We start from the raw sequence: 15,194 nt of genomic DNA, 5'->3' as shown, positions 1-15,194 counted from the left end.
TGTGAGGAGAAAGCGATGACCCGATCCATGGTCGAGGACGTGTGGCCGCTGTCACCACTTCAGGAGGGGCTGCTCTTCCACGCCACCTTTGACGAGGAGGGGCCGGACGTCTACACGGTGCAGTCCGCACACGCCGTCAACGGCCCCTTGGAAGCGGGCCGGCTGCGCGCGGCATGGCAGACCCTGGTCACCCGGCACGCGGCCCTGCGCGCCTGCTTCCGCCGGGTCAGCGGGGCCCGCATGGTGCAGGTCATCGCCCGTGAGGTGGAACTGCCCTGGCAGGAGGCCGACCTGTCCGGCCTCGCCCCGGACGACGCCGAGGCCGAGGCCGGGCGGCTGGCCGACGCCGAGCGCGCCCGCCGCTTCGACCTGGCCACCGCGCCCCTGCTGCGGGTCCTGCTGATCCGCCTCGGCGCCGGCCGGCACCGGATGGTCGTCACCAGCCACCACATCCTGATGGACGGCTGGTCGATGCCGATCGTCCTCACCGAGCTGTCCGCGGCGTACGCGGCGGGCGGCGACGCCACCGCGCTCCCGCCGACCGCCTCCTACCGCGACTACCTGGCCTGGCTCAACCGGCAGGACAAGGACGCCGCCCGCGAGGCGTGGCGCGCCGAGCTGGCCGGTGCCGACGAGCCCACCCTGGTGGTCCCGGCGGACCGCACCCGCGCCAGTGTGGTGCCCGAGGACGTCCTGATCGACATCCCCGAGGGGCCCTCCAGGGAGCTGACCGACCTGGCCCGCCGCTACGGACTGACCCTCAACACCCTCTTCCAGGGCGCCTGGGCGCTGGTACTGGCCCGGCTGGCCGGCCGTACCGACGTGGTCTTCGGCGCCACCGTCGCGGGCCGCCCGCACGACCTGCCGCACGTCGAGTCGATGGTCGGCCTGTTCATCAACACCCTGCCGGTACGGGTACGGCTCGACGGCGGACAGCCCGCGATCGACATGCTCAGCGCGCTCCAGGAACGCCAGTCGGCGCTCCTCCCGCACCAGCACCTGGGCCTGTCCGAGGTGCAGCAGCTCGCCGGGCCCGGCGCGTCCTTCGACACCCTCGTGGTCTACGAGAGCTTCCCGCGCCCGCCCGCCGGACCGGACGACCCGCGGGCCCTGACCCTGGAGCCGGCCGGGCTGTCCCGCAACGCGGCGCACTACCCGATCACCCTCGGCGTGTTCCCCGGCGACCGCATCAGCCTGCGGCTGTCCTCCCGCCCCGACCTGTTCGGCGAGGAGGCGACCCGGCTGATCGGGCAGCGGGTGGTCCGGGTGCTCACCCAGCTCGCCGCCGACCCCACGATGCCGGTGGGCCGCGTCGGCGTCCTGGAGGACCAGGAACGCGACCTGGTGCTGGCGGGCTGGAACGCCACCGCCGCCAAGACCCCCGGCACCTCGGTGCCGGAGCTGATCGCCGGACAGGCCGCGCAGGTGCCGGGCGCCGTCGCGGTGAGCGACCCGCGGCGCTCCCTGTCCTACGCCGAACTGGCCCGGGAGTCGGACCGCCTCGCGGCCTACCTCGCGGACCGCGGCGTGGCGCGCGGCGACCGGGTCGCCGTGCTGATGGACCGCTCCGCCGACCTGCTCGTGACGCTGCTCGCGGTGTGGAAGACAGGCGCCGGGTACGTGCCGGTGGACCCCGGGTACCCGGCCGAGCGCGTCGCGTTCCTGCTGGCCGACTCCGGCCCGTCGGCGGTCGTGTGCACCCGGGCCACCCGTGACGCGGTGCCCGTCGACGCCGCCGCGGAACTGGTGGTGCTGGACGACGACCGGACCCCGGCCGCCGTCGCGGTGAGCCCGGCCGACGCCCTGGTGCCGGTACGCGTGGGAGCGGAGGACCTCGCGTACGTCATGTACACCTCGGGCTCGACCGGGGTGCCCAAGGGCGTGGCCGTACCGCACGGCAGCGTGGCCGGCCTGGTCGGCGACCTGGGCTGGTCGGTGGGCCCGCGGGACGCGGTGCTCATGCACGCGCCGCACGCCTTCGACGCCTCCCTGTTCGAGATCTGGGTGCCGCTGGCCTCCGGCGGCCGCGTGGTGGTCGCCGCGCCGGGCGCGGTGGACGCCCAGGACATCCGCGCCGCGGTCGCCGCCGGCGTGAGCGCGGTGCACCTGACGGCCGGCACGTTCCGCGTCGTGGCGGAGGAGTCGCCGGAGTGCCTGCACGGCCTGCGCGAGGTGCTGACCGGCGGTGACGTGGTGCCCGCCGCGGCCGTCGACCGGGTACGCGCGGCCTGCCCCGGCACCGCCGTACGCCACCTGTACGGACCGACCGAGACCACCCTGTGCGCCACCTGGCACCTGACCCGGCCGGACGACGAGCCGGCCGCGGTGCTGCCGATCGGCCGCCCGCTGGGCAATCGGCAGGTCTATGTGCTGGACGCGTTCCTCCAGCCGGTGCCCGCGGGCACCGTGGGCGAACTGTACGTGGCCGGCGCCGGACTGGCCCACGGCTACCTCGGCCGCAGCGCGCTGACCGCGGAACGCTTCGTGGCCTGCCCGTTCGCCCCCGGCACGGGGGTCCCCCCGGCCGAAGGCGGGGGGAGGATGTACCGCACCGGCGACCTGGTGCGGTGGACGGAGGCGGGCGAGCTGCTGTTCGCCGGCCGCGCCGACGACCAGGTCAAGGTCCGCGGCTTCCGGGTGGAGCTCGGCGAGGTCGAGGCGGCCCTGACCGCGCACCCGGCGGTCGGCCAGGCCGTGGTCGCGGCCCGCGAGGACCGGCCGGGCGAGCGGCTGCTGGTCGGCTACGTCGTCCCGGACGGCCAGGAGGTCGACTCCGACGAGGTACGCGACCACGCCGCCAAGGTCCTGCCCGGCTACATGGTCCCGGCCGCGGTGATCGTGATGGGCGCGCTGCCCGTCACCGCCAACGGCAAGGTCGACCACAAGGCCCTGCCCGCGCCCGACTTCGCCGAACGGGTCTCCCGGCGGGCGCCGCAGAACGAGACCGAGGAGACCCTCTGCGGCCTCTTCGCCGACGTCCTCAAACTCGAACAGGTCGGCGCCGACGACGACTTCTTCGAGCTGGGCGGGGAGTCCGGCCTGGCGATGCGCCTGATCGGGCGCATCCGCGAGGAGTTCGACGCGGCGCTGAACCTGCGGCAGTTCTTCAGCGCGCCCACCGCGGCGGGCGTGGCCCGCACCCTGGCCACGAAGGCCCGCCCGGTCCTGAACCCGGCCGGCCACGACGGCGAGGCACCCGCCACCGTCGCCCAGCTGCGCACCTGGCTGCTGACCCGGCTGCACGACAGCGGCCCGGCCCACCAGTTCTCGGCCGCGCTGCGCCTGACCGGCGCGCTGGACCGCACGGCACTGGAAGCCGCGCTCGGTGACGTGGCGGCCCGGCACGAGATCCTGCGGACCACCTTCTCCGGCGCCCGCAACGAGCTGCGCCAGCACATCGTGCCCGCCACCGACGAAGCGGCCCGGCCGCGGCTGACGGTGACCACGGCCACCGAGGAGGACCTGCCGGACCTGATGGCCGACCGCGCCGCCCGCACCTTCGACCTGACCCGGGAAGTGCCCTGGGCACCGCACCTGTTCACGTTGTCGGACACCGACCACGTCCTGCTGGTCACCGTCCACCGGATCGCCGCGGACGACCAGTCCCTCGACCCGCTCTTCCGCGACCTGTCGGCGGCGTACGGCGCGCGCTGCGAAGGCCGGGCACCCGAACGGGCACCGCTGCCCCTCCAGTTCGCCGACTACGCCGTGTGGGAACAGGAGCTGCTGCGCGGCGCCGACGAGCCGGAGAGCCTGGTCAACGACCAGCTCACGTACTGGCAGGACGCCCTGGCAGGACTGGCCGGCGAACTGGAACTGCCCACCGACCGGCCGCGGCCCGCACTGCCCTCCCGGCGCGTCGAGCGCGTACCGCTGCGTCTCGACGCGGCGGCCCACGCCCGGCTGATGGCGGCGGCCGAACCCCGCGAAGCCACCGGCTTCATGGTCGTCCAGGCCGCGCTGGCCCTGCTCCTCACCCGGCTCGGCGCGGGCACCGACATCGTCCTCGGCACCACCCGGGCACGCCGGGACGAGGACGGCCTGGAAGGGCTGGTGGGTCCCTTCGACGGCCCGCTGGCCCTGCGGACGGACACCTCCGGCGACCCCGGCTTCCTCGAACTGCTGCGCCGTGTCCAGCAGGTCCACCGGGAGGCCGTCAACCACCAGGACGTGCCCTTCGAGCGCCTGGTGGACGCGCTGCCGCTGCCGCCCTCCGTGGACCGGCACCCCGTCTTCCAGGTCGGCCTGGACGTCCATGAGGGCAAGACCGAGGTGTGGGACCCGTGGGAGCTGCCCGGGCTGCGCACCGGCCGTCTCGACGTGGGCGGCGCGACCGGCGAACTGGACCTGTCGGTCGGTCTGACCGAGCGGCAGCGCGCCGACGGTTCAGCGGACGGCATGGACGGCCACCTCACGTACGCCACCGACCTGTTCGACCAGGACACCGCGCAGGCGTTCGCCGACCGGCTGGTACGCGTACTGGAACAGCTCGCGGCCGAGCCCGAACTGGCCCTGAGCCAGGTGGACGTCCTGCTGGACGAGGAGGAGTTCCGCCGCCTGGTGGCGGACTTCCACGGCACCGAGGCCGAGGCCCCGGACCGTACCGTCGTCGAGCAGCTGGCCGCGCAGGCGGCCCGCACCCCGGACGCGGTGGCCGCCACCGACCCCGACGGCGCGCTCACCCACGGCGCGCTGGACACCGCGAGCGGTGCGCTGGCCCGCCGGCTCACGGAGCGCGGCATCGGCGCCGGGGACGTCGTGGCCGTGGCGGAACCGGTCACCACCGCCTTCCTGGTCGCCCTGACCGGCGTCCTGAAGGCCGGCGCCGCCTGCCGCCTCGTGGACTCCCACCGGCCGGCCGAGGACATCGTGACCGGCCTGCGCGCGAGCCGGCCCGCCGCCCTGGTCTGCACGCCGGCCACGGCCGCGCGGCTGTCCGCGGACGGTCCGGTGCCGACCGTCGTCCTGGACGGCCCGCTGACCGCCGCATCCGGCGCCGCCGCCACGGCGGGACCGGAGTTCCGGCCGCCGCTGCCCGCCCAGCCCGCGCTGGTGCTGGACGGCACGGCACCGGACGGCCCCGCGGCCGTCGTCGACCACCGGACACTGGCCGGCCAGACGGCGTACCGCGCCCAGGCCACCCCGGCGGTCGGCGGCACCGCACTGCTCGACACCCGGGCCCCCGTCGCCGCGCTCGTCACCCCGCTGCTCGCGGCCCTGTGCGGCGGCGGCAGCGTCCGGCTCGGCGCCCCCGAGGACGCCCGTACGCCCGCCGGGTCCGGCACCGCACGGCTGCTGGTGACCACCCGGGACCTGCTGCCGACGCTCACCGAACTGCCGGACGGGCAGCGGCCCACGGAGGTCCTCGCGGTGTCGGCGGGCACGCCGGAGGCCGACGACGGCCTGCTGAAGTGGCGGGCGATGCACCCGGACGTCACCGTGGTCACCGGCCACGCCGCCGCCGGGACGGCCGGTCCCTGGCTCGAACACCGCGCGGCCCCGGGCGAGTCCGTACCGTCGCCGCTGCCCACGGGCCGGCCGGTGCACAACACCCGCGCCTACGTCCTCGACGAGCGGCTGCGGCCGGTCCCGCCCGGCGTCACCGGCGACCTGTACGTCGCGGGCGCGGCGGCGGCACACGGCTACGCGGGCGGCTCCGCGCGGACCGGTGAACGGTTCGTCGCCGATCCCTTCGGCCCGTCCGGCGAGCGGATGCTGCACACCGGCGACCGGGCCCGGCGCAGTACGGCCGGCCTGATCACCGTGGCGGACGCGAGCAGCGTGCGCACGGCCCGTACCGGCGCGGCCCGCGGCACCAGCCGGGGCGACCTCGGCGTCCTGCTGCCGCTGCGCACCCAGGGCAGCCTGCCGCCGCTCTTCTGCCTCCACCCCAGCCTGGGGCTGAGCTGGGGCTACCGGGGCCTGCTGCCGCACCTGCCCGCCGACCGGCCGGTCTACGGGCTCCAGGCCCGCGGCCTGTCCGGGCCCGAGCCGCTGCCGCTGACCATGGAGGAGATGGCCGCCGACTACGTCGACCAGATCCGCACCGTCCAGCCCAGCGGCCCGTACCACCTCCTCGGCTGGTCCTTCGGCGGTACGGTGGCCTACGCGGTCGCCACCGCCCTGGAGGCCCAGGGCGAGAAGGTCGCCCTGCTCGCCCTGCTCGACACCTACCTGGGCGGGGACACCGGCGAGTTCTTCGACGAGACGCCCGCCGCCCGCGAGGGCGAGGACGTCACGATGCGCCGCGAGCTGGGCGAGCAGGGGCCGCCGGAGGGCGCCGGGGAGCCCGGCGGTGACGGTGGCGGCGCCGGGCTGGGGCTGGACGACCAGCTCCTGACCGCCATCAGGGAAGTGACCGTCAACTCCGGCCGGCTCTCCTACGGCTACACCCCGAAGCGGTTCGGCGGCGACCTCGTGGTCTTCGTCGCCACCGTCGGCCGGCCCGAGAACTCCCAGGCGTGGGACGCCGTCGCCAGCTGGCGGACCTTCGTCGCGGGCGACATCGACACCCACGACATCGCCGTCGACCACAACGACATGCTCCAGCCCGCGCCCTTGGCACAGATCGGGCGCGTCGTAGCGGAAAAACTCCAGGCCGTGCGGCCGACAGGGGAAAGGAACCCGTCATGACCAATCCGTTCGACAACGAGAACGGCACCTTCCTGGTGCTCGTCAACGACGAGGGCCAGCACTCGCTCTGGCCCGCCTTCGCGGAAATTCCGCAAGGCTGGACCTCCGTGCACGGAGAAGCCGGGCGTCAGGAATGCCTCGACTACATCGACGAGAACTGGACGGATATGCGTCCGAAGAGTCTCATCGCGGAAATGAGCGCGAGCGGCAACGCATAACCGCTCGTTCGCACGGCCATGGAGGGGGCGGTCCGGACGCGGGCCGCCCCCGCGGGGGAGGGGCTCGGAAGTGCGTACGGAAACCGTGGTCACCGTGGTCATCGGTGATGTCGCTCTGATCGTCCTGGTCTCCTGGCTGCTGGGGGCCGCGGCCCGCCGGATCGGCCAGCCGGCCGTCATCGGGCAGATCGCGGCGGGCATCGCCCTGGGACCGACCCTGCTGGGCCGGCTCCCCGGAAATCTGACGGATCACCTGTTCCCGCAGGAGGTCCTGCCGTTCTTGACCGTGCTGTCCCAGGTCGCCATCGTGCTGTTCATGTTCGTGGCGGGCTACGAGATCGACCCGCGCCAACTGCGCCGGGGTGGCCGGGCGGCGGCGACGGTGGCACTGTTCGGACTGCTGGTGCCGGCCGGCCTGAGCGCCGGAACGGTGCAACTGCTGCCCGGCCTCTACGAGGCGGTCGACCCGCAGCACTCGGGCGGCCGCTCCTTCCTGCTCTTCATGGCGGTGGCCGCGTCCGTCACCGCCCTGCCGGTCCTCGTCGCCATCGTCCGCGAGCGCGGACTGGCGGGCACGTCCGCCGGGACGGTGGCGACCGCCGCCGCCGGGTTCATGGACGTGGCGGCGTGGCTGGTGCTGGCCGCCGCCCTCGTCGGCACCGGCCACGCGCCCGGCCCGCCCTGGGCCGTGACCCTGCTGCTGCTCGCCGTGTTCGTGGCCGGCCTGTTCCTGGTGGTGCGCCCGGTGCTCGGCTGGTGGCTGCGGCGCTCCAGGGCGCTGCTGGCCAACCAGGTCACCATCGCGCTGGCGCTCGCCCTGGGCAGTGCCTGGGTCACCGCGTCACTGGGCCTGCACCCGGTCTTCGGCGGGCTGCTGGCCGGCCTGGCCATGCCCCGCCGCGACGGCGTACCGGACGCCGACGTGCTGCGCCCGATGGAGCAGAGCGCCGGCCTGCTGCTGCCGCTGTTCTTCGTCACCACCGGCCTGTCGTTCAACATCGGCTCGCTGGACGGCGACTCCGGGCTGCTGCTCGCGCTGATCGTGGCCGTCGCCACCGTCGGCAAACTCGTCCCGGCCTACACCGCGGCCCGGCTGAGCCGGCTGGATCCGCACGGGTCGGCCCTGGTGGCCGCCCTGGTCAACACCCGGGGCCTCACCGAATTGATCGTGCTGAACGTGGCGCTGGAATCCGGCGTGATCGGCCCCGAACTCTTCACCGTCCTGGTGCTCATGGCGCTGATCACGACCTTCATGACCGGACCGCTGCTGTCCCTGATCGGCCGGCCCGGCACACCGGAACCCGGTGTCAAATCGTCTTCCTTGACGACTTCTCAGAGAAAATTAACAATCGAATAGCCGGCGGATCGGAATCTGCGCGCAAACGCACAGAAACATTCCGCCCGAGAATGGGGGAGAGGGCCGTGGCGAATTCGGTGAACGCAGGGAACTCCGCTCGCTCGCAGACGTACGACGTGGTGGTCGTCGGCGGCGGGCCGGCCGGCTCGACGCTGGCCGCGCTGGTGGCGCGGCAGGGCCACCGGGTGCTGGTGCTGGAGAAGGAGTTCTTCCCGCGCTACCAGATCGGCGAGTCGCTGCTGCCGTCGACGGTGCACGGGGTGTGCCGGCTGACGGGGGTCGCGGACGAGCTGGCGGCGGCGGGCTTCACGCGCAAGCGGGGCGGCACCTTCCGCTGGGGGGCGACGCCCGAGCCGTGGACGTTCTCCTTCTCCGTCTCGGAACGCATGGCCGGGCCGACCTCGTACGCGTACCAGGTGGAGCGCTCGAAGTTCGACGAGATCCTGTTGCGGCACGCCGGCCGGTGCGGCGCGGAGGTGCGCGAGGGGTGCGCCGTCGCGGACGTGATCGCGGACACCGAGCGGGTACGGGGCGTGCGCTACACCGACGCCGACGGGGCGGAGCACGAGGCGTACGGGACGTACGTGGTGGACGCCTCGGGCAACAAGAGCCGGCTGTTCCAGCGGGTGGGCGGCGAACGGAAGTACTCGGAGTTCTTCCGCAGCCTCGCGCTGTTCGGCTACTTCGAGGGCGGCAAGCGGCTGCCCGAGCCGAACTCCGGCAACATCCTCTCGGTCGCCTTCGACAGCGGCTGGTTCTGGTACATCCCGCTCAGCCCCACCCTGACCAGCGTGGGCGCGGTGGTACGGCGCGAGATGGCGGACAAGATCCAGGGCGACCGGGAACGCGCGCTCTCGGCACTGATAGCCGAGTGCCCCCTGATATCGGAGTACCTCTCCGGCGCCACCCGCGTCACCGACGGCCAGTACGGCCAACTGCGCGTCCGCAAGGACTACTCGTACCACCAGACGACGTTCGCCCGGCCCGGCATGCTCCTGGTGGGCGACGCGGCGTGCTTCGTCGACCCGGTGTTCTCCTCCGGCGTCCACCTGGCGACCTACAGCGGCCTGCTGGCCGCCCGCAGCATCAACAGCGCGCTGGCCGGGCTGGTCGACGAGACGGTGGCGGTCCGCGAGTTCGAGGCGCGCTACCGGCGCGAGTACAGCGTCTTCTACGAGTTCCTGCTCTCGTTCTACGAGATGCACCACAGCGAGCAGTCCTACTTCTGGCAGGCGAAGAAGGTCACCCGCCACGACCGCTCCGAGATGGAGGCGTTCGTCGACCTGGTCGGCGGCGTCTCGTCGGGGGAGGCGGCGCTCTCCGAGGCCGACGCGATGGCGGAACGGCTGCGGGCCGACTCGGCGGAGTTCGCGGGCGCCGTGGACCAGCTGGCGCACAGCGAGGACGGCAGCATGCTGCCGCTGTTCAAGTCCGCCGTGGTCAGCCAGGTGACCCGCGAGGGCTCGCAGGTCCAGATGCGGGCCCTGCTGGGCGCCGACGCCGAACCGGAGGCCCCCCTCGTCCCCGGCGGACTCGTCTCGTCCCCCGACGGCATGTTCTGGCTCCCCGCCAGCAGCGGCTGACCCCGAGGAAGGAAAGGATCCGCGGATGCCCGAGACACCCGAGATTCCCGCCCACTACCGGCGGGACCGCTTCGACCCGGTGCCCGAACTCGTCGAGATGGCCCGGGAGACGCCCCTGGTCGAGACCGACGTGACCATCGGCCCCTCCCGCCAGCTCGGCTGGGTGGCCACCGGGCACGCCGAGGTACGGGCGGTGCTCTCCGACACCGAACGGTTCAGCACCCGGCCGCCCGCCGACAGCGAGGAGGACGCGCAGAACCTGGTGCAGGCGGGCAACCTCCTCCAGTACGACCCGCCCGACCACACCCGGCTGCGCAAACTGCTCACCGCGGAGTACACGGTGCGGCGGATGCGCCGGCTGGAGCCCCGCGTCGAGGAGGTCGTCGAGGACTGCCTGGACACCATGGAGCGCATCGGGCGCCCGGCGGACCTCGTACGGTACTTCGCCTGGCCGATCCCGGGGCTCGTCAGCTGCGAGCTGCTCGGCGTGCCCCGGGACGACCAGACGGAACTGGCGCGCTACCTCGACATCACCCGCGACGTCGGCCGCACCCAGGAACAGCAGCTGGCCGCCGGCAAGGCGTACTGGGCGTACATGGGACAGCTCGCCGAGCGGCGGCGCCGCAACCCCGGCGAGGACATGATCGGGAACCTGGTGCGCGAACAGGGCTCGGCGATCTCCGACGCGGAACTGGCCGGCATCGGCGCGACGGTGATGGCCGCCGGCTTCGAACAGGTCGCCAGCATCATCGGCCTGGGCACCCTGCTGCTGCTGGAGCACCCGGACCAGCTCGCCCTCTGGCGCGACAACCCCGAGCTGACCGACCGCGCCGTGGAGGAGATGGTCCGCTACCTCACCGTCATCCACACCGCCTCGCCCCGCACCGCGCTGGAAGACGTCACCATCGGCGGCCAGCACATCAAGGCCGGGGAGAGCGTGGCCTGTTCGCTGCTGGCCGCCAACCGCGTACCGGCCGCAGGCCAGCCGGAGGACCGCTTCGACATCACCCGGGAGCCGACCCCGCACATGGCCTTCGGACACGGCATCCACCACTGCCTCGGCGCCCCGCTGGCCAGGATGGAACTGCGCATCGCCTTCCCGGCACTGCTGCGCCGCTTCCCCGGCCTCCGGCTGGCGGTGCCGTCGGAGAAGGTCCGCTTCCGGCCAGCCCGCTCACGCCAGTACGCCTTGGAATCCTTGCCCGTCGAATGGTAGGAGACGCAATGCCGGAGGAGACCCAGCACCAGTTCGACCACGCCCGGCGGGCGGGCTTCGGCCCGTCGGACGACATCCGTCAGCAGCGCGCCCAGGGCGCCCTCGTCAAGGAAGAGGTGGCCCCGGCGCCCGGGGCCGCGACCGAGCCCATCTGGATGGCCCTGGGCTACGAAGCGGTCCGGCAGGTGATGGGCGACCACGTCCGCTTCAGCAACCAGCGCCGGTTCCGCGCCCAGGCCATCCGCGGCGGGAGCAAGCACCGCCCGCAGGAGATGTCCGGCCACCTCATGGACTACGACCAGCCCGAGCACACCCGGCTCCGCAAGATGCTCACACCGGAGTTCACGGTGCGCCGCATCCAGCGGCTCAAGCCGGTGACCGAACAGATCGCGGAACGCTGCCTGGACGCCATGGAACGGGCCGGGCAGCCCGCCGACCTGGTCGACCTGTACGCGAGCCCGATCTCCGGCGCCGTCCTGTGCGAACTGCTCGGCGTGCCCCGCGACGACCGGCGCGAGTTCCTGGTCAAGCACCAGTGGCAGCTGGAGCAGGACCGCAGCCGCAAGGACCGGGCGGCGGCCCAGGCGTACACCTCCGGCTATCTGCGCGCGCTGGTCAAACGGCAGCGCAAGGACCCCGACGAGGGGTTCATCGGCCAGCTCATCCGCGACCACGGCGACAACTTCGACGACGAGGAACTGCTCGGCATCTGCGGCCTGATGGTGCTCGCCGGGCTCGACAACGTCACCGGCATGATCAGCCTCGGCGTACTGGCCCTCCTGGAACACCCGGACCAGCTCGCCGTCTTCCTGGCGGACCCGGAGAAGAACGTGGACCGCGTGGTCGACGAACTGCTGCGCTTCCTGTCCGTCGCGCACGCGCCGACCCCGCGCACCGCGGTCGAGGACGTCGTCGTGGCCGGCCAGCTGGTCAAGGCCGGGGAGGAGATCGTCTGCTCGATCCCGATGGCCAACCGCGACCCGGCGCTCGGCCCCGACGTCGACCGGTTCGACGTGAACCGCGATCCGCTGCCGCACATCGCCTTCGGGCACGGCATCCACCACTGCATCGGCGCCGCACTCGGCCGGATGGAGCTGCGCACCGCCTACCTGGCGCTGTGGCGGCGCTTCCCCGATCTGCGGCTGGCCGTACCCGCCGCTGACGTGCCGCACAAGACGAACTCCATCGCCTACGGCCTGGAGCACCTTCCGGTCGCCTGGTGACGGCCGGGAACCACCAGGGCGCGCGGCGCCCGGACACCCCGGAGATGAGGAGAGCACGATGGTCGAGGTACGGGTGGACCCGGAGATCTGCGCCGCTTCCGGCATGTGCAAGCTGCTGGTGCCCGCGGTCTTCGACCAGTCGGAGGAGGACGGCACGGTGCTGCTCACCGACCCGGTGCCGCCCGCGGACCTGGAGGCGAAGGTACGGACGGCGGCCCTGCGCTGCCCGGCGGGCGCCATCGCGGTGCACGAGATGGAGACCGACGCCTCGTAACGCCACCGGACCCGGCGCCACGCCGGGCCACCGGAGAACACCACGAAAAAGAGCTCCTGGTGGCCGGAATCCCCGGCCACCAGGAGTTTTCGCGTCGCCACCGGACACCGGCGCTACGGGCCGCCGGCCTCCACCCGGGCGGGACCGCCCCGGCCCCCGGAGAGCCCGGCGGCCCCGGCAGGCCCGGCCGCTGCCCCGCTCCGCACCGTACGCAGCCGCCGCGCGTCCGCGACCGTGGCGCAGCCCGCGAGCCCCAGCGCGTCGGACAGTTCGGCGGACAGCAGGCCCAGCACCCGGTGCACACCCGCCTCCCCGGCCGCGGCCAGGCCCCACACCGGGGGACGCCCGACCAGCACCCCGGACGCGCCCAGCGCCAGCGCCTTGAGCACGTCCGTACCCGAGCGGACGCCGCTGTCCAGCAGCACCTGGCAGCTCCCGCCGACCGCCTCGGCGATCTCCGGCAGCGCCTCGATGCTCGGCAGGGCACCGTCCAACTGTCGACCTCCATGGTTGGACACCACGACGGCGTCCACCCCGAACTCCGCGGCACGCACCGCGTCCTCCGCCGCCAGCACCCCCTTGAGCAGCAGCGGAAGCCGGGTTTGCGCCCGCAGCTCCGCCACGTGTGCCCAGGTCAGCGCCGACGAGAACTCCTGGCCAGTGTGCACGGCCACCGCCGAGGCGCCGGCGGCGCGCCGGTGCGCGGCCGAGGCGCCACCGCCGTCCAGGTGGACCGCCCGCACCCGCTCGGGCAGCGCGAACTCGTTGCGTACGTCGCGCAGCCGCCGCCCCATCCAGGGCACGTCCACGGTCAGCATCAGCGCCTCGCAACCGGCGTCCTCCGCACGCCGCGCCAGCTCCAGCGCACGCCCCGGCTCGCGCAGCCAGTACAGCTGGAACCAGACCCGGCCGCCGAGCGCGGTGATCTCCTCCACCGGCACGGTGCTCAGCGTGCTCACCGTGAACGGCACCCCCGCGGCCTTCGCCGCCCGCGCCGCCGCCAGCTCACCCTCCGGATGCACCAGCGCCTGGTACGCGACCGGTGCCACCGCCACCGGCATCCGCGCCGGACGGCCCAGCAGGTCGGCGCCGGTCGCGCAGCGCGACACGTCCCGCAGCACCCGCGGCCGCACGAAGACCCGGTCGAACGCCTCCCGGTTGGCGGCGAGCGTGCGCTCGCGCCCGCTGCCGCCCGCCACGAAGTCCCGTACCCCGGCAGGCAGCACCGCGGCGGCGGCACGCTCGACGTCCTCAAGGGTCAGGAGCGTGTCCGCCGCCGCCGCGCCGCCGGGCGCCGGGTCCTCACAGGACACGCTGGCCCTTCTTCTCCAGCTCCACGGCCTCGTACAGCGCCTTGATGTTGGAGCTGCCGAACGTCTCCGCGCCCTGCCGCTCGATGATCTCGTAGAAGATCGTGCGCCGCGGGTGGGTCGAGGCGGTGAAGATCTGGAACAGCTGTCCGCCGTGGTCCTGGTCCGCCAGCAGACCGGTCGACCGCAGGTCGTCCAGGCTGTGGTCGCTGAGCGCGATCCGCTCACCCAGCAGGTCGTAGTACGCGGCGGGGGAGCTGAGGAACTCCACGCCGCGGCCGTCGAGGGTGCGCACCGCGTGCACGGCGTCGTCACAGGAGAACGCGAGATGCTGGACGCCCGCCCCGTGGTGGCTCTTGAGGAAGTCGTCGATCTGCCCCGGGTCGGCCGTGGTGTCCGGTTCGATGAGGGTCAGGGTGACCCGGCCGGTGGGGCTCTGGACGACCTTGGAGTCCATCGCCTGCGCGCCCACGACGATGTGCTCCTCGAAGATCTCCTGGAAGCCGAGCGCCCGCTGGTAGTACGCGACGGTCGCGTCGAGGTCGCCGTTGTTCAGGCACACCGCGATGTGGTCCAGTTCGAGCAGCCCCACCTCGCTGGGCACCGGCTGCCGGGACTTGAGCGTCGGCACGAAGCCGACCGGCAGGCCGGGGCCCTCGTCCGGGGCGCGCTGCACCAGCGTGTGCACCACGTCGCCGAAGCCGCTGACGGTCGCCGTGACGCCGCCGCCGGGCTCGTGCCGGGCCGGCTCGCGCAGCGGCTGGGCCCCGTTGGCCACCGCGTGCGCGAACGCGCCCTCGACGTCGGTGGTGCGCAGCGCGATGTCCGCGACGCCCTCGCCGTGCGCCAGGACGTACACCGACGCCGGGTGCCGGTCGGAGGTCGCCATGGTGAGCACCAGGGTGATCGTGCCGTGCCGCAGGGCGATGCTGCGGTGCTCGCCGGAGCCGCCGGTGCCGACGACGGTGAACGCGTACCGGTCGACCCAGGCGAACGCCGCCGCGTCCAGGTCTTCCACGTACAGCTCGACGTAGTCGATCGCGAGATCGCTGACCGGGCTGACAGCAGCCGTTGCCGCTGTGGTTTTTGAAACTGTCATGAGAGTCCCCGTTTGAAGGAATGATCTGGACGCGGCTCGTCGAGCCGGCTCGCCTGCCGGAGTGGACGGATTACCTGCCGCACGACCGCGCCGATGACCGACCGGTCCGGCCCGGTCCAATCCATGGACCTCTTCGCGGGTTCGCCACTGCCGCCGGACAGCGGAAGGCGAACCATTTCAGTGATGCCCGACATTACACCGGCGCTACGGCTGTCGCACCTGTCAAGAATTACGGTGGGACCGGCCGTCGGAGTGGTATCACCTTGACCCCGTACGCGCGC

The 15,194-nt window shown here is 73.3% G+C and carries 9 protein-coding genes; 7 read left to right on the top strand and 2 right to left on the bottom strand.

Features of this window, described 5'->3' with window-relative positions; genetic code table 11:
* The first annotated feature begins 15 nt into the window (after positions 1–15).
* The 7 genes from JXZ78_RS08430 (at position 16) to JXZ78_RS08400 (ending at position 12,504) form a co-directional block, all read left to right on the top strand.
* A complete protein-coding gene (locus tag JXZ78_RS08430; RefSeq protein WP_238782756.1) occupies positions 16–6,633 on the top strand; it encodes a non-ribosomal peptide synthetase in 6,618 nt (2,205 codons plus the stop codon).
* Positions 6,630–6,851, top strand: a complete 222-nt coding sequence (locus JXZ78_RS08425) for an MbtH family protein (protein WP_030021821.1) — start codon at positions 6,630–6,632, stop codon at positions 6,849–6,851. The genes JXZ78_RS08430 and JXZ78_RS08425 overlap by 4 nt, the downstream gene beginning before the upstream one ends.
* A gap of 70 nt (positions 6,852–6,921) precedes the next feature.
* Positions 6,922–8,208 (top strand): cation:proton antiporter, encoded by a 1,287-nt coding sequence (locus JXZ78_RS08420; protein WP_030021820.1) that lies wholly within the window; start codon positions 6,922–6,924, stop codon positions 8,206–8,208.
* A gap of 65 nt (positions 8,209–8,273) precedes the next feature.
* Positions 8,274–9,791, top strand: coding sequence for a tryptophan 7-halogenase (locus JXZ78_RS08415; RefSeq protein ID WP_238782755.1), 1,518 nt, complete (start codon positions 8,274–8,276; stop codon positions 9,789–9,791).
* A gap of 25 nt (positions 9,792–9,816) precedes the next feature.
* The gene (locus tag JXZ78_RS08410) at positions 9,817–11,007 is read left to right on the top strand and encodes a cytochrome P450 (RefSeq protein WP_030021818.1); all 1,191 of its coding nucleotides are present in this window, start codon (positions 9,817–9,819) and stop codon (positions 11,005–11,007) included.
* Positions 11,008–11,015: 8 nt separating this feature from the next.
* Entirely contained in the window at positions 11,016–12,230 is a 1,215-nt protein-coding gene (locus JXZ78_RS08405) for a cytochrome P450 (RefSeq protein ID WP_030021817.1), read from the top strand.
* A gap of 58 nt (positions 12,231–12,288) precedes the next feature.
* Positions 12,289–12,504, top strand: a complete 216-nt coding sequence (locus JXZ78_RS08400; RefSeq protein WP_030021816.1) for a ferredoxin — start codon at positions 12,289–12,291, stop codon at positions 12,502–12,504.
* A gap of 113 nt (positions 12,505–12,617) precedes the next feature.
* Here the strand turns inward: JXZ78_RS08400 and JXZ78_RS08395 are convergent, their stop codons facing one another.
* Both JXZ78_RS08395 and hppD read right to left on the bottom strand, forming a co-directional pair.
* Entirely contained in the window at positions 12,618–13,817 is a 1,200-nt protein-coding gene (locus JXZ78_RS08395; protein ID WP_208870185.1) for an alpha-hydroxy acid oxidase, read from the bottom strand.
* On the bottom strand, positions 13,807–14,913 hold the full coding sequence (gene hppD, locus JXZ78_RS08390; protein WP_050502699.1) for a 4-hydroxyphenylpyruvate dioxygenase: 1,107 nt from the start codon (positions 14,911–14,913) through the stop codon (positions 13,807–13,809). The genes JXZ78_RS08395 and hppD overlap by 11 nt, the downstream gene beginning before the upstream one ends.
* Positions 14,914–15,194: the final 281 nt, after the last annotated feature.

The organism is Streptomyces monomycini (genome assembly GCF_022271435.1).
Classification (GTDB): Bacteria; Actinomycetota; Actinomycetes; order Streptomycetales; family Streptomycetaceae; genus Streptomyces; species Streptomyces monomycini.
This window is presented reverse-complemented; position numbering and strand designations above follow the sequence as displayed.

Coding starts and splice junctions, on each gene's coding strand:
- hppD (WP_050502699.1), bottom strand. CDS start 14,913: ATGACAGTTTCAAAAACCACAGCGGCAACGGCTGCTGTCAGCCCGGTC.
- JXZ78_RS08405 (WP_030021817.1), top strand. CDS start 11,016: ATGCCGGAGGAGACCCAGCACCAGTTCGACCACGCCCGGCGGGCGGGC.
- JXZ78_RS08410 (WP_030021818.1), top strand. CDS start 9,817: ATGCCCGAGACACCCGAGATTCCCGCCCACTACCGGCGGGACCGCTTC.
- JXZ78_RS08430 (WP_238782756.1), top strand. CDS start 16: ATGACCCGATCCATGGTCGAGGACGTGTGGCCGCTGTCACCACTTCAG.
- JXZ78_RS08425 (WP_030021821.1), top strand. CDS start 6,630: ATGACCAATCCGTTCGACAACGAGAACGGCACCTTCCTGGTGCTCGTC.
- JXZ78_RS08400 (WP_030021816.1), top strand. CDS start 12,289: ATGGTCGAGGTACGGGTGGACCCGGAGATCTGCGCCGCTTCCGGCATG.